Below are 16,267 nucleotides of genomic sequence, written 5' to 3' on the forward strand. Positions count from 1 at the left end.
TCCCTGCACCCGCATCAGGGGTTTACCGGCTCGCCGCTTCTTGGGCCAGCGGCTTGACGTCAGGCCAGCGCATCACCCCACTGAGCCGGTCACCTCGCCCCAGCGCACCACGCCCAGCCAGTTGCGCAGCGCCACCACGCCGGGCGGCGTGATCTCCAGCGCGCGCGATGCCTGCGCGCGCCGCAGCCAGCCGCGCTCCAGGCAATGCACGCACAGCAGCGCCCCCAGGCGCCCGGCCATGTGGGGGCGGCGCTCACTCCAGTCCAGACAGGGCCGGCATGGTGGGCGCCGCGCGGCGCCTGCGGCCAGTGCGTCCTGCGCGGCCAGGCCCAGCGGTGCCAGCACAGCCTGCGCCCGGCCGGTCACCCGCCCACCCGCATCGTCATCGAAGACGATGGCGCCCTCCTCCAACAGGTGCGCGGCGATGGCCACGCCCAGGCGGCCGGCAATATGGTCATAGCAGGTACGCGCCTGGCGCAGCGCCGCGTCGCGCGGGCCCACGACCACGGGCCGCGGCGCCGTCGCCTGCCGCACGGCCAGCTGCATCAGCCCTTCCAGCAAATGCGCCACCTCGGGCGAAGCCAGGCGGTGGTACCGATGGCGCCCCTGGCGTTCCAGCACCAGCAGCCCGGCCTCCACCAACAGGCCCAGGTGGCGGCTGGCCGTGGCGGCAGACACGCGCCCGGCCTCGGCCAATTCACGTGCCGTGAGGGCGCGACCGTCCATCAGCGCGACCAGCATGGCGGTGCGCGCCGGCTCGCCCACCAGGGCCGCGACATGCGCAATCTGGTTGGTATTCATGCGCGCAGTGTGCCGCAGCCAGCCCGGCGCACGCTTCGTTCCGGGACGAAACATCGGCCGTGCGACGGCCGGCACCATGGACGCATCCACCCACCACAGGAGCACGCCATGCCCATCACCTGTTTCATCCGCTACGAGATCGACCCTTTCCAGCGCGAGGCCTTCCGCGCCTATGCCGAAGCCTGGGGGCGCATCATCCCGCGCTGCGGCGGCCACCTGCTGGGCTACTTCCTGCCCAGCGAGGGCACCAATTACGAGGCGTGGGGCCTGATCGCCTTCGCCAGCCTGGCCGACTACGAGGCCTACCGCGCCCGGCTCAAGGCCGACCCCGAGGGCCGCGCCAACTTCGAGATGGCGCAGCGCCAGCGCTTCATCCTGCGCGAGGAACGCAGCTTCACCGAGGCGGTGGCGGGCACCCTCGCGCGCCCCGCATCGCCCACCACCACGCAGGCCCAGCCATGATCGCCGTCATCTTTGAAGTGCAGCCGAGCAGCGACGGCCGCCAGGCCTACCTGGACCTGGCAGCGGACCTGCGCGCCGCGCTGCAGGCCATCGACGGCTTCATCTCCGTGGAGCGCTTCGAGAGCCTGTCCACGCCCGGCAAGCTGCTGTCGCTGAGCTTCTGGCGCGACGAAGAGGCCGTAGCCCGCTGGCGCGCGTTGCCGCAGCACCGCCAGGCCCAGGCGACGGGCCGCGCAGGCGTGTTTGCCGACTACCGGCTGCGCGTGGCCACCGTGCAGCGCGACTACGGCCTACATGCGCGAGGAGAGACACCCGCCGACTCGCGCGCCTGCCATGCGCCGCGGCCTGTGCCCAACCCCGCGCCGGGCAGCCGCTTGCCCGGCAGCGCAGAGCCGTTATAATGCTCGGCTCTGCTGGCATGACCCCGTCGGCCGGATACTAGTTACAGACGGGGAAAACCGCCGTATATGGCTTTTGGGCCCGATCTTCCCGAAAACCCGCTAGCGGCACCTATTGGAAAACATTAGCTAATGACGACCATTCGTGTAAAAGAAAACGAACCCTTTGACGTGGCCCTGCGCCGCTTCAAGCGCACCATCGAAAAGCTGGGCCTGCTGACCGACCTGCGCGCCCGTGAGTTCTACGAAAAGCCCACCGCCGAGCGCAAGCGCAAGAAGGCTGCCGCCGTGAAGCGCCACTACAAGCGCGTGCGCAGCATGCAGCTGCCCAAGAAGCTGTACTAAGCACAGCCCGGCGTTGACACCAGACGCCACAAAACCCGCGCTAGGGACGCCAAGCGCGGGTTTTTTGTTTTCTACACCGTTTGACTGGAGAAACACCATGAGCCTCAAGGACCAGATCACCGAAGACATGAAAACCGCCATGCGCGCCAAGGACAGCGAGCGCCTGGGCACCATCCGCCTGCTGCAGGCCGCCATGAAGCAAAAGGAAGTGGACGAGCGCATCACGCTGGATGACGCGGCCATCCTGGCCATCGTGGACAAGCTGATCAAGCAGCGCAAGGACAGCATCACCGCCTTCGAGGGCGCGGGCCGCCAGGACCTGGCCGACAAGGAAAAGGCCGAAATGGCCGTGCTGCAGGCCTACCTGCCCGAACGCATGTCGGCCGACGAAGTGGCTACCGCAGTGAAGTCCATCGTGGCCGAAGTCGGCGCAGAACTGGGCAAGACGGTGGGCCCCGGAGACATGGGCAAGGTGATGGGCGTGGTCAAGACCCGCCTGGCCGGCAAGGCCGACATGGGCCAGGTGTCGGCCGCCGTGAAGGCCGCGCTGAGCAGTTAATTGCCACTATGCTATTCATAGCTGCTCGCGCTTGATGTGTCTCGATCACAGACCCATTTGGCATTGAGTTCATTCGCTGGCAAGCGCTGGTAGCTATCGTTTTCGCTGCGCCGCACACGCCCCGCTCAACAGCCGCTCGGACACCTACAGACCTGGCTGCTGGCAGACCGCTGGGCTGCGCGGGGCGCGGCCCCCGTACTGGGCGTCCCCCCGCCATTCCGTGCGCAGCGGCAAACGTCCTGCCAACGTCACGAAAGACGCAGACACGGGCGCGCACATTGAACGGACGCTCTCCTCGGTGAACAATGGCGGGCTTACATCGTTTGAAAAGCCACCCATGCAGCAGCAACGCACCCACAAGATCGCCGTGATCGCCGGAGACGGCATCGGCAAGGAAGTCATGCCCGAAGGCCTGCGCGCCGTGCAGGCCGCCGCCCGGCGCTTCGGTCTGAACCTGGAACTGCACACCTTCGACTGGGCGCATTGCGACTATTACGCCCGGCACGGCCAGATGATGCCCGACGACTGGAAGTCGCAGCTGTCGGGCATGGACGCCATCTTCTTCGGCGCCGTAGGCTGGCCGGCGACCGTACCCGATCACATCTCGCTGTGGGGTTCGCTGCTAAAAATGCGCCGCGAGTTCGACCAGTACATCAACCTGCGCCCCGTGCGCCTGTTCGAGGGCGTGCCCTGCCCGCTGGCCGGCCGCAAGCCCGGCGATATCGACTACTACGTGGTGCGCGAAAACACCGAGGGCGAATACACGTCGCTGGGCGGCATCATGTACGAGGGCACGGACCGCGAGATCGTGATCCAGGAATCGGTCTACTCGCGCCACGGCGCCAACCGCCTGCTGAAGTTCGCCTTCGACCTGGCGCAAAGCCGCCCGCGCAAGCACGTGACGCTGGCCACCAAAAGCAACGGCATCGCCATCAGCATGCCCTGGTGGGACCAGCGCGCCGACGATGTCGCCAAGGGCTACCCCGAAGTCACGCTGGACAAGCAGCACATCGACATCCTCACCGCACGCTTCGTGCTGCAGCCCGGCCGCTTCGACGTGGTGGCCGCCACCAACCTGTTTGGCGACATCCTCTCCGACCTGGGGCCCGCCACCACCGGCACCATCGGCCTGGCACCGTCGGCCAACCTGAACCCCGAGCGCACCTTCCCCAGCCTATTCGAGCCCGTGCACGGCTCGGCGCCCGACATCTACGGCCAGAACATCGCCAACCCGATCGCCATGATCTGGTCCGGTGCGCTGATGCTGGACTTCCTGACCCACGGCCAAGGCGCGGGGCGGCAGGCCCACGATGCCATCATTGCGGCCATCGAAGAGATCATCAAAAGCGGCCCGCGCACGCCAGACCTGGGCGGTGCGGCAAGCACCACGCAGGTGGGCGAGGCCATCGCCGCGCGCATCGCGCACGGGTAACCCCCGCCCGCAGGGCGCGGCATGTTTCCGTCAACGGACTTACGCTATTGATTAAATAGCATGTAGCGCTTGTCCATCAAGCGCTGCAGCCCATTTCAGCAACATATTGCGCACGCGCCCGCTGCGCGCAATGGCCGCATTCCCGCCGCGGTCCGTGCGGCCGGGTTAGCATAGCCCCCCACACTATATTTTCGAGTCATTCCATGTCCCACACCCGCGGGCAAAAAGACAAGCTGATCGCACGCGTGCGGCGCATCAAGGGCCAGATGGAGGGCATCGAGCGCGCCCTGGAGGGTGACGCCGCGTGCGCAGAAGTGCTGCGGCAGCTCGCTTCGGCACGCGGCGCCATGAATGGTCTGACCACCGAAGTCATGCTGGGCCACCTGCAGGCTCATGTGGTGGACGCCGGCACCGATGCCGAGCGCCGCACCGGCGGCGAAGAAATGATGGACATCCTGCGCTCGTACCTGAAATGACTTCCTCCACCCTGCACACCGCGGGCGCGGCGCCCGCACCCTTCCCCGCCGACCATCACCACGTCTTCCTGGGCGCAGAGCACCAGCGCAACGAGCGGCGTGTGTGGCTCGTGATCGCGCTGACGGCCGGCATGATGGTCGCCGAGATCCTGGCGGGCAAGCTGTACGGTTCGATGGCCCTGGTGGCCGACGGCTGGCACATGTCCACGCACGCCGGTGCCATGCTGATCACGGCGCTGGCCTATGGGTATGCACGCCGCCATGCGGCCAACCCACGCTTCTCGTTCGGCACCGGCAAGATGGGCGACCTGGCCGGCTTCGCCAGCGCCGTGGTGCTGGCCATCGTGGCGCTGCTCATCGCGTGGGAGAGCTTCCTGCGGCTGACCAACCCCGTGCCCATCCGCTTCGAGCAGGCGATCGCCGTGGCGGTGATCGGCCTGGTGGTGAACCTGGTGTCCGCCCGCCTGCTGCATGGCGGACATGGGCACCACCACCATGGCCACGATCACGGGCACGACCATCACCACGCCGACCACGACCACGATCACGGCCGCCATGGCCACGACAACAACCTGCGCGCGGCCTACCTGCATGTGCTGGCCGACGCGCTGACCTCCGTGCTGGCCATCGCGGCGCTGCTCGTGGGGCGCAGTTACGGCTGGCTCTGGGCCGACCCGGCCATGGGCGTGGTGGGCGCCCTGGTGATCGCCCGCTGGTCCTGGGGTTTGATCCGTGACGCCGGCAGCGTGCTGCTGGATGCGCCGGCGGAAGGGCCGCAGGTCCGCCAGGAGATCGAGGACATCCTCGCCGCCACGGGCGACACGCTGAAAGACCTGCACGTCTGGCAGGTCGGCCCGGGCCATTTTGCTGCCATCGTTTCCGTCGCCTCGGCCACGCCGCAGCCCGCACAGCACTACAAGGCCCTGCTGCTGCCAGTGCACGAGCTGTCGCACGTCACCGTGGAAGTACAGGCGCTTTGAGCACACATGCCATGAGTCACCCTCCCCTGCCGTTTTCCCAGGCCTGCGAAAACAACCAGGCGCCCATCTTCGCCGTGCTGCAGCAGGCCTTTGCCGACCGGCGGCATGTGCTGGAGATCGGCTCGGGCACAGGCCAGCACAGCGTGTATTTCGCGCCGCGCCTGCCCCACTTGGTGTGGCAGACCAGCGACCTGGCGGACAACCACGCGGGCATACGCGCCTGGCATGCGCAGCACCCGGCCCCCAACCTGCGCCCGCCGCTGCTGCTGGACCTGGCGCACAGCGATTGGCCGCAGGGCGAGCCTGACAGCGGGCCGTTCGACGCGGTATTCAGCAGCAACACCGCGCACATCGTGGCCTGGCCGCTGGTGCAGCGGCTGTTCGCGCTGGCCGGTGCCCACCTGCCTGGCGGCGGCGTGCTGGCGCTGTACGGCCCCTTCAACTACGGCGGCACCTACACCAGTGACAGCAACCGCGCCTTTGATGCCTGGCTGCGCCAGCGCGACCCGCACAGCGGCATCCGCCACTTCGAGGACATCGTGGCACTGGCGGCACAGCACGGCCTCGCGCTCGCGCACGACCACGCCATGCCTGCGAACAACCGGCTGCTGGTGTTCCACCGCACCGCCGCCCCGGCGGAGCCTGCCGTAGAGTGACGCCGACACCCCCTCGCCGTCTGCCATGAACCCATCCGAGCCACTGCACCACGGCGCCTGCCTCTGCCAGGGCGTGCGCTTCACGATCCGCGGGCCGCTGGCCCCGATCCAGATCTGCCACTGCGCGCAGTGCCGCCGCGCGCAGGGCAGCGCGTTTGCTGCCAATCTGCCGGTGGACGTGGATCGGCTGCAGTTCCAGGCCGGCCAGGACCTGCTGCGGCGCTTCGAGTCCTCCCCCGGCAAGCGGCGCGTGTTCTGCGGCATCTGCGGTTCGCCAGTATTCAGCCAGCGCGACAGCCTGCCCGGCGTGGTGCGCATCCGCGCAGGCCTGCTGGACGAGCCCGTGGCCACGGCGCCGGCATTCCACATGCATGTGGCCTCGCGCTGCAGCTGGTGGCCCCTCCAGGACGATCTACCCCAGCACCCGCAGGGGTACGTACTGCCCGGCGCGGCCTAGGGCCTGTTCACACTATTTTTGCCAGATGCGTTGCGATCAAAAAGGGCCAGGCGCAAGGCGCCAAACGAAGCTGGGGTGCTACCCCAGCGAGGCTTGGCAACGCCGCGAATGGCCCTTTTTGATCGCAACCCGGAGGGAACGGAGTGAGAACCGCGCCACGCGTCGTTGCCCTCCTAGCCAAGGCCCCGGCCTTGGCGTCGTCACGCGCCTAGATTGGCGCGGTTTTCACGCCATTCGCACTGGCAAAAATAGTGTGAACAGGCCCTAGAGCGCACCCCTGCAGCCCGGCCACCGCACGGGCATACTGGAGGCCCGTGCGCCGCCGCCCCCTCCTAGCGGTGCCCTTTCCCCGATTTCTTGCCACGCCTTCCATGACATCGCCCCTTGCCGCCCGTCCCATTGGTGTGTTCGACAGCGGCATTGGCGGCCTGAGCGTGCTGCAGGCGCTGCGCCACGAACTGCCGCACGAGCATTTCGTCTACCTGGCCGACAGCGGCAACGCTCCCTATGGGGACGCCAAGGGTGACGCCTTCGTGCAGCAGCGCACGCTGGCCATCGCCCGCTGGCTGCGCGAACACCACGGCATCAAGGCGCTGGTGGTCGCCTGCAACACGGCCACCGCCGCCGCGGTGGAACAACTGCGCGCCGCCCTGCCCGACCTGCCCGCCATCGGGGTGGAGCCGGCGCTCAAGCCAGCCGCCGCCAGCAGCCAGACGCACCACGTGGGCGTGCTGGCCACGCGCGGCACGGTGGGCAGCGCGCGCTTTCAGCGCCTGCGCGATGGGCATTCGGCCGGCACGCGCTTTTCGGTGCAGCCTTGCGACGGCCTGGCGCGCGCCATCGAGCAAAGCACCGAGGAGCCGCTGCCCGCCGCCGCATCCATGGCAAAAATAGAAGCGCTTTGCGTCCAGTACACGGGCGCGCTGGGCACTTTTGGCTTGAAAACGGGCGAGATCGACACGCTGGTGCTGGGCTGCACCCACTACGTGTTCGCCAAGGACATGCTGCGCGCCCTGGTGGGACCGGATGTGCAGATCATCGACACAGGTGCGCCCGTGGCGCGCCAGACCCGGCGCATCCTCGACCAGGCCGGCGCCCTCGCACCCGAGCACGCGGCGGATGGCGCGCCCGCCGCGCCGGGGCACATCCAGCTCTACACCACCGGCCAGTTGGCCGCGCTGCAGTCGGCAGCCGAGCGCTGGCTACAGTTGCCCGCGCAGTACTGCGCGGCGCTGCAGATCGACTGAGATTTAAGCCAAAACGGGCCGTAGCGCTTACCTATCAAGCGCTGGCAGCTATTTTTTCAATAGCATTTCACCACAGCAGCTCACCGCCCGCGTCCAGGTGCGTGAGGTACAGGCGCAGGTCGAACTCGAACTGGTGGTACTGCGGCTCCATGTGGGTGCACAGCTGGTAGAAGGCCTTGCCATGGTCCTTCTCGCGCAGGTGGGCCAGCTCGTGCACGACGATCATGCGCAGGAACTCGTCGGGCGTCTGCTTGAACAGCGCGGCCACGCGGATCTCATGCCGCGCCGCCAGCCGCCCGCCCTGCACCCGCGTGCGGTGGGTGTGCAGCCCCAGCGCATGGCGCACCACGTGGATCTTGCTGTCGAACAGCACCTTGTTCACCGTGCCCGCGTTGCGCAGGTGGCGCGCCTTGAATTCCTGGGCGTAGTCGTACAGCGCCTTGTCGCTGCGCACCGCGTGGCCCTCGGGGTACTTGCGCTGCAGCAGCGCGCCCAGCTGGCCCTGCGCCAGCAGCGCATGGGCCTGGGCCTGCAGCGCGGGCGCGTAGGCCCGCAGGTAGGGCAGATCGAGAGGGGCTGTCATCAGGGCGCCGGGCAGCGGCACCGGGCGTGCCGCCGCATTCCAAAGGGCGCCCAGTGTAGGGCGGATTTATTCCGCCTCGATCTTGGAGCTCTTGATCACGCCCGCCCAGTTGGCGAAGTCGCTCTTCACGCGCTCGCCCAGCTGCTGCGGGCCCTGGTAGTCGGCCGCGGCACCCTGTTCCTGCGCCTTCTTGCGGAAGGCCGGGTCTTCTACCACCTTCTTCATGTCGGCGGCCAGCTTGTCGATGACCGGCTTGGGCACGCCTGCGGGCGCAAACAGCGCGAACCACGAGGTGGCGTTCACGCCCGGGTAGCCGGCCTCGGCCGTGGTGGGCGCGTCGGGCAGGCTGGCCAGGCGCTCCTTACCCGTGACGGCCAGCACGCGCAGCTTGCCGGACTGGATGTGGGGCATGAACGGCGGTGCGGTGCCGAAGGTCAGGTCCACCTGGCCGCCCAGCAGGTCCTGCAGCGCGGGGCCCGTGCCCTTGTAGGGCACGTGCACCATCTTGATGCCGCCTTGCTGCTCCAGCATGGCGCCGGTCACGTGCTGCAGCGAGCCGTTGCCCGACGAGGCGTAGTTGAGCTTGCCGGGGTTGGCCTTGGCGTAGGCCACCAGCTCGGCCAGGGTCTTCACCGGCAGGCCGTCGCGCACCACGATGATCTGCGGCGCCGAGATCACGTTGGCGATGGGCTGGAAGTCCTTCTGATCCCACTGCGGTGCCTTGGTGAGATGGGGCGAGATCACGTGGTAGCCCGAGTACTGCATGAGCAGCGTGTAGCCATCGGGCTCGGCGCGCTTGACGATGTTGGCCGCGATGGCGCCGTTGCCGCCACCCTTGTTGTCCACCACCACCGACTGGCCCAGCACCGGCGCCAGCGCCTGCGCGGCCATGCGGGCCGAGATGTCGGTGGTGCCGCCGGCGGCGGCCGGCACGACGAAGGTCACCGTGCGCGATGGGTAGCCGCCCTGCGCCCAGGCCGTGGACAGCGCCAGGGGCGCCAAAGCCGCCAGCGCCAGTGCGCCGAAATGTTTGCGTGTGATGCGCGTGGTCATCATGGGTTGTGTCTCCTTGTTGAAAGTTGTGCGAAATCGGGATGGAAGAATCAGTCCACGGTGGCGCCGGTGTCCTTGACCACGCGCGCCCACTTGGGCAGGTCGGACTGCACCAGCGCACCCAGCTGGGCAGACGTGCCCTTGAACGGCTCGCAGCCCACGACGGCGAGCTTGTCCACCACATCCTTGTGGTCCAGCGCGCGTGCCACTTCGGCCTGCAGCCGCTCGACGATGGGCGCGGGCGTGCCCGCCGGGGCGAACATGGCGTACCACGGTGCCTGGCCGAAGCCCTTGAGCGTCTCGCCGATGGTGGGCACGTCGGGCAGCGCGGCGACGCGCTTTTCGTTCACCACGCCCAACACCTTGATCTTGCCCGCCTTGATGAAGGCGATCGACGAGGGCAGGCTCTGCACGGACAGCGGCACCTGCCCGCCCGCCACGTCGGTGGCGGCCGCCGCCGAGCCCTTGTAGGGAATGTGCTGCAACTGGATGCCAGCGGCCTTTTGCAGCAGCTCACCGATCAGGTGGTTGAGCGTGCCGTTGCCAGCCGAGGCGATGGCGTACTTGCCGGGGCTGGCCTTGGCCAGCCGGATCAGGTCCGCCACGTTGTTGCCCGGGAACGAAGGATGCGCCACCAGCACATAGCCGGCGGTGGCGACGGGCGCCACGGGCTCGAAATCCTTGACGGCGTCGAACCCCGGGTTCTTGTAGAGCGCCGGGCCGATCACGTGCGCGCTGTCGGCCGTGACCAGCAGCGTGTAGCCATCGTGCTTGGCACGCGCCAGGGCCGCCGTGGCCAGCGTGCCGCCCGCGCCGGGGCGGTTGTCCACCACCACGCTCTGGCCCATCTGCTCGCTCAGGCGCTGCGCCAGCACGCGCGCAATCGCGTCGTTGGCGCCGCCCGCGGCCTGCGGCACCACCAGGGTGATGGGCTTGGAGGGGTACTTGTCCTGCGCGACGGCGCCCAGGGGGGCGCTGCACAGCAGTGCGCCCACAGCGGCCCCAAAGGCCAGCGCGGCCCTGCGGCCGTGGAATGCAGTGGTCAAAGGCATGGGTTGTCTCCTGTCGTTATGGATGTGCGGTGAAAGCTACCGCGCCAGCGCGCGCTCGCGGATTGCGTCGAAGCCGGCCGGCACCGGATGCAGGTCCAGCCGGCACCCCGCCTTCACGATCTGGCTGGGCACCTCGTGGCCGATCAGCGCGGGCAGGCGGGCCGCAGTGGCAATCAGCGCCGGCAGATCAATGCCCGTGTCGTAACCCATGAGCTGCAGCGCATGCACCACTTCTTCGGTGCACACATTGCCCGTGGCACCCGGCGCATAGGGACAGCCACCCAGGCCGCCCAGCGATGCGTCGAAGCGCTGCGCCCCCGCATCGATGGCCGCCAGCACATTGGCCAGGCCCATGCCACGCGTGTTGTGAAAGTGCAGCGTGAAGGCCATGCCCGGCCAGCGCGCGCGCGCAGCGGCCACCACCTGCCCCACCTGCGTGGGAAAGGCCATGCCCGTGGTGTCGCACAGCGTGATGCCCGCAACGCCCAGGTCGGCGAAGCGCTGCACATGGTCCCACACGGCGTCCAGCGCCACGTCACCCTCCATGGGGCAACCGAACACGCACGACAGCGACACGTTCACCGGCACCTGCGCCGCCTGCGCCATGGTGATCACCTGTGCCAGTGCCGCGAACGACTGCGCGCGCGTCATGCGCAGGTTGGCGAGGTTGTGCGTCTCGCTGACGGACATGACCAGGTTCAACTCGTCGGTGCGCGACTCGATGGCGCGCTCCGCGCCGCGCGCGTTGGGCACCAGCGCGGTGTAGGTCACGCCGGGGCGGCGCTCGATCTCACGCATCACCACCTCGGCGTCGCGCAGCGCGGGGATGGCCGTGGGCGAGGTGAACGAGGTCACCTCGATCTTGGACAGGCCCGCGTGGGACAGTGCATTCACCAGCGCGATCTTGTCCTCGGTCGGCACGAACTGCGCCTCCATCTGCAGGCCGTCGCGCAGGCCCACGTCGCACAGCTCGATGCGCCGCCCGGCGCCGTTCCACACGCTGGTCGTCATTGGATCACTCCCTTGCTTCGCAGCAGCGCGATCTGCTCGGCCGTCAGCCCCGCCTCGGCCAGCACGGCATCGGTGTCGTCCCCCAGGCGCGGCGCGCTGGTGCGGATGGTGCCCGGCGTGACCGAGAGCTTGGGCACGATGCCCGGCACCTGCAGCTCGTAGCCGTCGCGCGTGCGCTGCGTGAGCAACATGTCTCGCGCCTGGTAGTGCGGGTCCTCGGCGATGTCCTTGGCGGTATAGACCTTGCCCGCCGGCACGCGCGCTGCGGCCAGCAACTCCATGACTTGCGCCACGGTGCGCTCGGCGGTCCAGCGGCCAATGGCCGCGTCGATCTCGGCCACGCGCGCCACGCGGCCGGCGTTGTCGGCCAGTTGCGGGTCATCGGCCAGATCCTGGCGGCCGATGGTGGCCATCAGGCGCTTGAAGATGCTGTCGCCATTGCCGGCCACCAGCACCCAGCCGTCCTGACAGGGGTAGGCGTTGCTCGGCGCAATGCCCGGCAGCGCGCTGCCCGCGGCCTCGCGCACGGCGCCAAAGGCGCTGTACTCGGGGATCAGGCTTTCCATGCAGTTGAACACCGCCTCGTGCAGGGCCACGTCGATCACCTGGCCCGCGCCGCCGTTCACCTTGCGATGGTACAGCGCCATCATCACGCCGATGGCGCCGTGCAGCGCGGCCAGCGTGTCGCCGATCGACACGCCCACGCGCACCGGCACGCGGCCCGGCTCGGCCGTGAGGTGGCGCAGGCCGCCCATGGCCTCGCCGATCACGCCAAAACCCGGCAGGTCGCGGTACGGCCCGGTCTGCCCGTAGCCCGAGATGCGCAGGATGACCAGGCCCGGGTTGAGGGCGTGCAGCGCCTCGGGCGACAGGCCCCAGCCCTCCAGCGTGCCGGGACGGAAGTTCTCGATGAGCACGTCGGCTTCGGCAATCAGGCGGCGCGCAATGTCCTGCGCCTCGGCCTGGCGCAGGTCCAGCGCCACCGACTTCTTGTTGCGCGACTGCACCTGCCACCACACGGAGGTGCCCTCCTTGATGAGGCGCCAGTTGCGCAGGGGGTCGCCCGCGCCCACGGTCTCGATCTTCACCACATCGGCGCCGAACTCGCCCAATGTCTTGCCGCAGAACGGCCCGGCGATGAGCTGGCCCATTTCGATCACGCGCACGCCGGCCAGTGCCGCGGGCGTGGGGGCAGCGGTGTTGTACTTGGGGGTCATATGTCTCCTGCAATCCAGGCGGCATGATGCGGCGCCCCGGCTGGGCCGCAAAACGCTCAAGCGCGAAGCTGCCATCGCAAACCGGCATGGCCCGCCGCCGCCGCAGTACCATCCCCGCCCATGAAGCTCGACCCGGTCTCCCTGCGCCTGTTCGTCGCGGTGATGGAGGAAAACGCCATCGCCCGCGCCGCCGCACGCGAACACATCGCACCCTCCGCCGCCAGCCGCCGCCTGGCCGAGCTGGAGGACGCGCTGCGCGTGGAGCTGTTCGCCCGCAGCAACCGCGGCACCGAGCCCACGGCCGCGGCCTACGCCCTGCTGCACCTGGCGCGCGGCGTGCTCAACGACCTGGACGGCATCGCCACGCAGATGCAGGACTTTCGCGCTGGCGTGCGCGGCCACGTGCGCGTGGTGGCCAACATCTCGGCCATCACGCAGTTCCTGCCGGGAGAACTGCAGCGCTTCATGGCCGCGCACCCGCAGGTCGATGTGCGGCTGCAGGAGCAGATCAGCACCGCCGTGGCGCAATCGGTGGCCGAGAACGCAGCCGACGTGGGCATCCTCAACCACGGCAGTTATGGCGAGCGCGTGAGCCTGCTGCCCTACCGCGAGGACGAGCTGGTCCTCATCGTCCCTGCAGGCCATGCGCTGGCGCGCCGCCGCAGCGTGCGCCTGAGCGATGCCCTGGCCTGCGACTTCGTGGGTATGCATCCGGGCAGCGCCATCAACAACCTGCTCACACGCGCCGCGGCCGAGCAGGAGATGCCGCTCAAGCTGCGCATTCAGGTCACGAGCTATGACGCCCTGTGCCTGATGGTGTCCGCCGGTCTGGGCGTGGCCGTGCTGCCGCGCGGCAGCGCCCAGATCTACCGCGGCACACTGGCCCTGCGCGCCATCACGCTGGATGAGCCCTGGGCACGGCGGCGGCTGTCGCTGTGCGTGCGCTCGGAGGAGTCGCTGTCCAGCGTCGCACGCTTGCTGGTGGACCACCTGCGCGCCGGCGCCCAGGAGGCGCCATGACGAAGGCCACGGCCCACCTGCGCTGGGACATCTTTTGCCAGGTGATCGACAACTTTGGCGACATCGGCGTGTGCTGGCGCCTGGCGGCCGATCTGGGCAGCCGCGGCCACCGCGTGCGCCTGTGGGTGGATGACGCCAGCGCTCTGGCCTGGATGGCGCCGCAGGGCGCACCTGGCGTACAGGTGCTGCCCTGGCCCACGCAGGCGCCCGCAGACGGGCCTGGCGACGTGGTGGTGGAGGCCTTCGGCTGCGAGATTGCTCCGCAATTCATAGCTGCCATCGCTCACCACACAAACGCTACAGGCCCAAAACCCTTATGGATCAACCTGGAGTACCTGTCGGCCGAGGCCTATGTGGAACGCTGCCACCGGCTGCCGTCTCCGCTCATGAGCGGCCCGGGGGCGGGCCTGACGCGCTGGTTCTACTACCCCGGCTTCACCGAGCGCACGGGCGGCCTGCTGCGTGAGCCAGACCTGCTGGCGCGCCAGGCCGCATTCGACCGCGCCGCCTGGCGCGCCGGCCACGGCATCGGGGCAGATGAAGTCGCCATCTCGCTGTTCTGCTACGAACCACCCGCCCTGCCCCAGCTGCTGGCGCAATGGCGGCCGCGCAGCGACGTGCGGCTGCTGGTCACGCCCGGACGTGCCACGGCGGCCGTGCGCCAATGGCAGCAGCGGTTTGAGAGTCAAAAAAGCCTCAAAGGCTCATACAGCAAGCGCGAGCAGCTATCAATTTCATATCTGCCACCCTGCCCTCAGCCGGCCTTTGACGAAATGCTCTGGGCCTGCGACCTGAACTTCGTGCGCGGCGAGGACTCACTGGTGCGCGCCCTGTGGGCGGGCCAGCCGTTCGTGTGGCAGATCTATCCGCAGCACGACGATGCGCACCACGCCAAGCTACTGGCCTTTCTGGACTGGCTGCACGCCCCTGCATCGCTGCGGCGCTGGTCGGCCCTCTGGAACGGTCTGGAGCCCCGCAGCGAGTTGCCGCCGCTGGACGCGGCCACCCTGGGCGAATGGCGCGCATGTATACAGTCCGCACGTGCGCGGCTGCTGGCACAGCAGGATTTATTGACCTTACTACTAGGGTTTGTGGCGGAGAAAAGCTAGAATCCCTGGTTTTGCGCCATACGAAGGCGGCACTCGCGTGCCCAGCCGGCGCCCCCGCCGCGGAACATGCGCCGGGGTGGAAGGCGGCCCAGTTCACGCAAACGCCTGGGCCACGCCCGCCCGCCCCGACTTGTGGAGCGGTCAACCTTTCCTTCCCAAGCAAGCCATGAAAATCGCTCAAGAAATCCGCGCCGGCAACGTGATCATGCAGGGCAAAGACCCCATGATCGTGCTGAAGACCGAATACGCCCGCGGCGGCCGCGGCGCCGCTACCGTGCGCATGAAGCTGAAGGCGCTCCTGTCCAACATGGGCACCGAAGTCGTCTTCAAGGCCGACGACAAGATCGACAACGTGATCCTGGACAAGAAGGAGTGCACCTACTCCTACTTCGCCGACCCGATGTACGTGTGGATGGACGCCGAGTACAACCAGTACGAAGTGGAAGCCTCCAACATGGGCGATGCCATCAGCTACCTCGAAGACGGCATGGCCGCCGAAGTGGTGTTCTACGACGGCAAGGCCATCTCCGTGGAACTGCCCACCAGCGTGGAGCGCGAGATCACCTGGACCGAACCCGCCGTGAAGGGCGATACGTCCGGCAAGGTGCTCAAGCCCGCGAAGATCGCCACCGGCTTCGAAGTGGCCGTGCCGCTGTTCGTGGACCAGGGCGACAAGATCGAGATCGACACGCGCACGGGCGAGTACCGCAAGCGCGTCTAAGAACACCTTGCGTCCGGCTGCGGACGCTGTTCATGCAAGGGGAGCGTGTCATGCACGCTCCCTTTTTTATTGAGGACTGGGTGGGTCCGGCAGGGGCCAGCCCAGCGCCGCATTCACGCGAACAACGCCCTCTCCAGCCTGGTGTACTTGGCGTCTCCCACGGCCTCGCGGATCTTGGGAGCCAGCGCCGCCAGATCCTCATACCCCGCAGCGCCCTCGACCGCCAGATTCAGGCGGAAGCCCTTCAGCCCAAGGCTGGCGGTAAGTTCGGTGGCGATCGGGTAGGCGGCCTGATAGCGCTCGCGCTGCGTGCGCCCCGTGCCATCGACCTGCACCTCGGCGCCGTCCGCCGGCGCTGCGGCCGCGGGTGCCGGCGCTCCCGGTCCGCTCTCCAGCAACCCCTGGTCGATCATGAGCTGCACGTCCTCGCGCGAGATACCCATGGCCGCCGTGGCCGTCAGCACCTGGTCCAGGGTGCGCTTGCCGTCGAACAGGATGAAGGCTGAGCGCTGGCGCGGCGACAGCGCACCCTGGCGATCCTTCAGCGCTAGTTGCCCAGCCGGTGTTTTCACGAGAATCATGCCCACCTCTTCGCTTGGTACGTGATGGAAAAGCGGCATGGAACGCCGCACGGGATCAGCGTCGCACGAATGTGACCATTTGTGAATGAGGTCAAACCGCAGGTCGC

20 protein-coding genes are annotated in these 16,267 nt (G+C 68.3%); 13 read left to right on the top strand and 7 right to left on the bottom strand.

What is annotated here, in order from left to right; genetic code table 11:
* Positions 1-72: 72 nt before the first annotated feature.
* Positions 73-801 carry a helix-turn-helix transcriptional regulator gene (locus OX89_RS10010; RefSeq protein ID WP_047350543.1) on the bottom strand — a complete coding sequence of 243 codons (729 nt, stop codon included), beginning with the start codon at positions 799-801 and terminating at the stop codon, positions 73-75.
* A 108-nt stretch (positions 802-909) separates the two neighbouring features.
* Here OX89_RS10010 and OX89_RS10015 point away from each other — a divergent pair, with 108 nt between their 5' ends.
* The 10 genes from OX89_RS10015 (at position 910) to murI (ending at position 7,813) form a co-directional block, all read left to right on the top strand.
* On the top strand, positions 910-1,263 hold the full coding sequence (locus OX89_RS10015) for an NIPSNAP family protein (protein ID WP_011806012.1): 354 nt from the start codon (positions 910-912) through the stop codon (positions 1,261-1,263).
* Complete coding sequence (locus OX89_RS10020) at positions 1,260-1,664, top strand: antibiotic biosynthesis monooxygenase (protein ID WP_047350509.1); 405 nt, start codon at positions 1,260-1,262, stop codon at positions 1,662-1,664. Before OX89_RS10015 ends, OX89_RS10020 begins: the two co-directional genes overlap by 4 nt.
* Positions 1,665-1,793: 129 nt before the next feature.
* Entirely contained in the window at positions 1,794-2,006 is a 213-nt protein-coding gene (gene rpsU / locus OX89_RS10025; RefSeq protein WP_007833691.1) for a 30S ribosomal protein S21, read from the top strand.
* A gap of 97 nt (positions 2,007-2,103) precedes the next feature.
* The gene (locus OX89_RS10030; protein ID WP_047350510.1) at positions 2,104-2,565 is read left to right on the top strand and encodes a GatB/YqeY domain-containing protein; all 462 of its coding nucleotides are present in this window, start codon (positions 2,104-2,106) and stop codon (positions 2,563-2,565) included.
* Positions 2,566-2,902: 337 nt separating this feature from the next.
* On the top strand, positions 2,903-3,997 hold the full coding sequence (locus OX89_RS10035) for a tartrate dehydrogenase (protein WP_047350511.1): 1,095 nt from the start codon (positions 2,903-2,905) through the stop codon (positions 3,995-3,997).
* 203 nt (positions 3,998-4,200) lie between these two features.
* The gene (locus tag OX89_RS10040) at positions 4,201-4,473 is read left to right on the top strand and encodes a metal/formaldehyde-sensitive transcriptional repressor (protein WP_047350512.1); all 273 of its coding nucleotides are present in this window, start codon (positions 4,201-4,203) and stop codon (positions 4,471-4,473) included.
* Complete coding sequence (dmeF, locus tag OX89_RS10045; protein WP_047350513.1) at positions 4,470-5,453, top strand: CDF family Co(II)/Ni(II) efflux transporter DmeF; 984 nt, start codon at positions 4,470-4,472, stop codon at positions 5,451-5,453. The genes OX89_RS10040 and dmeF overlap by 4 nt, the downstream gene beginning before the upstream one ends.
* 11 nt (positions 5,454-5,464) lie before the next feature.
* Positions 5,465-6,109 carry a DUF938 domain-containing protein gene (locus OX89_RS10050; protein WP_047350514.1) on the top strand — a complete coding sequence of 215 codons (645 nt, stop codon included), beginning with the start codon at positions 5,465-5,467 and terminating at the stop codon, positions 6,107-6,109.
* Between the two features lie 25 nt (positions 6,110-6,134).
* Positions 6,135-6,566, top strand: coding sequence for a GFA family protein (locus tag OX89_RS10055; RefSeq protein ID WP_047350515.1), 432 nt, complete (start codon positions 6,135-6,137; stop codon positions 6,564-6,566).
* A gap of 371 nt (positions 6,567-6,937) precedes the next feature.
* On the top strand, positions 6,938-7,813 hold the full coding sequence (murI, locus tag OX89_RS10060; protein WP_011806020.1) for a glutamate racemase: 876 nt from the start codon (positions 6,938-6,940) through the stop codon (positions 7,811-7,813).
* Positions 7,814-7,880: 67 nt separating this feature from the next.
* Here murI and OX89_RS10065 read toward each other — a convergent pair whose 3' ends face one another.
* From OX89_RS10065 to OX89_RS10085, 5 genes are all read right to left on the bottom strand, one after another.
* Positions 7,881-8,396 carry a M48 family metallopeptidase gene (locus OX89_RS10065; RefSeq protein ID WP_047350544.1) on the bottom strand — a complete coding sequence of 172 codons (516 nt, stop codon included), beginning with the start codon at positions 8,394-8,396 and terminating at the stop codon, positions 7,881-7,883.
* A gap of 66 nt (positions 8,397-8,462) precedes the next feature.
* A complete protein-coding gene (locus OX89_RS10070; protein ID WP_041836343.1) occupies positions 8,463-9,449 on the bottom strand; it encodes a tripartite tricarboxylate transporter substrate binding protein in 987 nt (328 codons plus the stop codon).
* A 50-nt stretch (positions 9,450-9,499) separates the two neighbouring features.
* Positions 9,500-10,501 carry a tripartite tricarboxylate transporter substrate binding protein gene (locus OX89_RS10075; RefSeq protein WP_047350516.1) on the bottom strand — a complete coding sequence of 334 codons (1,002 nt, stop codon included), beginning with the start codon at positions 10,499-10,501 and terminating at the stop codon, positions 9,500-9,502.
* Between the two features lie 36 nt (positions 10,502-10,537).
* Positions 10,538-11,512 carry a hydroxymethylglutaryl-CoA lyase gene (locus tag OX89_RS10080; protein WP_047350517.1) on the bottom strand — a complete coding sequence of 325 codons (975 nt, stop codon included), beginning with the start codon at positions 11,510-11,512 and terminating at the stop codon, positions 10,538-10,540.
* Positions 11,509-12,729, bottom strand: a complete 1,221-nt coding sequence (locus OX89_RS10085) for a CaiB/BaiF CoA-transferase family protein (RefSeq protein WP_047350518.1) — start codon at positions 12,727-12,729, stop codon at positions 11,509-11,511. Before OX89_RS10085 ends, OX89_RS10080 begins: the two co-directional genes overlap by 4 nt.
* 120 nt (positions 12,730-12,849) lie before the next feature.
* Between OX89_RS10085 and OX89_RS10090 the strand changes: the two genes are divergently transcribed.
* From OX89_RS10090 to efp, 3 genes are all read left to right on the top strand, one after another.
* Positions 12,850-13,749: a LysR family transcriptional regulator gene (locus OX89_RS10090; protein ID WP_047350519.1), complete on the top strand. Its 900-nt coding sequence runs from the start codon at positions 12,850-12,852 to the stop codon at positions 13,747-13,749.
* Positions 13,746-14,858 (top strand): elongation factor P maturation arginine rhamnosyltransferase EarP, encoded by a 1,113-nt coding sequence (gene earP / locus OX89_RS10095; protein WP_047350520.1) that lies wholly within the window; start codon positions 13,746-13,748, stop codon positions 14,856-14,858. Before OX89_RS10090 ends, earP begins: the two co-directional genes overlap by 4 nt.
* 166 nt (positions 14,859-15,024) lie before the next feature.
* Positions 15,025-15,579: an elongation factor P gene (gene efp, locus OX89_RS10100; RefSeq protein WP_011806028.1), complete on the top strand. Its 555-nt coding sequence runs from the start codon at positions 15,025-15,027 to the stop codon at positions 15,577-15,579.
* Between the two features lie 113 nt (positions 15,580-15,692).
* Here efp and OX89_RS10105 read toward each other — a convergent pair whose 3' ends face one another.
* Positions 15,693-16,160 carry a hypothetical protein gene (locus OX89_RS10105; protein WP_047350521.1) on the bottom strand — a complete coding sequence of 156 codons (468 nt, stop codon included), beginning with the start codon at positions 16,158-16,160 and terminating at the stop codon, positions 15,693-15,695.
* Positions 16,161-16,267: the final 107 nt, after the last annotated feature.

The sequence above is a fragment of the Diaphorobacter sp. J5-51 genome, from assembly GCF_001023515.1.
GTDB classification, from domain to species: domain Bacteria; phylum Pseudomonadota; class Gammaproteobacteria; order Burkholderiales; family Burkholderiaceae_C; genus Diaphorobacter; species Diaphorobacter nitroreducens.

Coding starts and splice junctions, on each gene's coding strand:
- OX89_RS10080 (WP_047350517.1), bottom strand. CDS start 11,512: ATGACGACCAGCGTGTGGAACGGCGCCGGGCGGCGCATCGAGCTGTGC.
- OX89_RS10065 (WP_047350544.1), bottom strand. CDS start 8,396: ATGACAGCCCCTCTCGATCTGCCCTACCTGCGGGCCTACGCGCCCGCG.
- OX89_RS10030 (WP_047350510.1), top strand. CDS start 2,104: ATGAGCCTCAAGGACCAGATCACCGAAGACATGAAAACCGCCATGCGC.
- OX89_RS10010 (WP_047350543.1), bottom strand. CDS start 801: ATGAATACCAACCAGATTGCGCATGTCGCGGCCCTGGTGGGCGAGCCG.
- OX89_RS10040 (WP_047350512.1), top strand. CDS start 4,201: ATGTCCCACACCCGCGGGCAAAAAGACAAGCTGATCGCACGCGTGCGG.
- OX89_RS10055 (WP_047350515.1), top strand. CDS start 6,135: ATGAACCCATCCGAGCCACTGCACCACGGCGCCTGCCTCTGCCAGGGC.
- efp (WP_011806028.1), top strand. CDS start 15,025: ATGAAAATCGCTCAAGAAATCCGCGCCGGCAACGTGATCATGCAGGGC.
- OX89_RS10085 (WP_047350518.1), bottom strand. CDS start 12,729: ATGACCCCCAAGTACAACACCGCTGCCCCCACGCCCGCGGCACTGGCC.
- murI (WP_011806020.1), top strand. CDS start 6,938: ATGACATCGCCCCTTGCCGCCCGTCCCATTGGTGTGTTCGACAGCGGC.
- OX89_RS10075 (WP_047350516.1), bottom strand. CDS start 10,501: ATGCCTTTGACCACTGCATTCCACGGCCGCAGGGCCGCGCTGGCCTTT.
- OX89_RS10090 (WP_047350519.1), top strand. CDS start 12,850: ATGAAGCTCGACCCGGTCTCCCTGCGCCTGTTCGTCGCGGTGATGGAG.
- rpsU (WP_007833691.1), top strand. CDS start 1,794: ATGACGACCATTCGTGTAAAAGAAAACGAACCCTTTGACGTGGCCCTG.
- OX89_RS10020 (WP_047350509.1), top strand. CDS start 1,260: ATGATCGCCGTCATCTTTGAAGTGCAGCCGAGCAGCGACGGCCGCCAG.
- OX89_RS10015 (WP_011806012.1), top strand. CDS start 910: ATGCCCATCACCTGTTTCATCCGCTACGAGATCGACCCTTTCCAGCGC.
- OX89_RS10070 (WP_041836343.1), bottom strand. CDS start 9,449: ATGACCACGCGCATCACACGCAAACATTTCGGCGCACTGGCGCTGGCG.
- OX89_RS10050 (WP_047350514.1), top strand. CDS start 5,465: ATGAGTCACCCTCCCCTGCCGTTTTCCCAGGCCTGCGAAAACAACCAG.
- dmeF (WP_047350513.1), top strand. CDS start 4,470: ATGACTTCCTCCACCCTGCACACCGCGGGCGCGGCGCCCGCACCCTTC.
- OX89_RS10105 (WP_047350521.1), bottom strand. CDS start 16,160: ATGATTCTCGTGAAAACACCGGCTGGGCAACTAGCGCTGAAGGATCGC.
- earP (WP_047350520.1), top strand. CDS start 13,746: ATGACGAAGGCCACGGCCCACCTGCGCTGGGACATCTTTTGCCAGGTG.
- OX89_RS10035 (WP_047350511.1), top strand. CDS start 2,903: ATGCAGCAGCAACGCACCCACAAGATCGCCGTGATCGCCGGAGACGGC.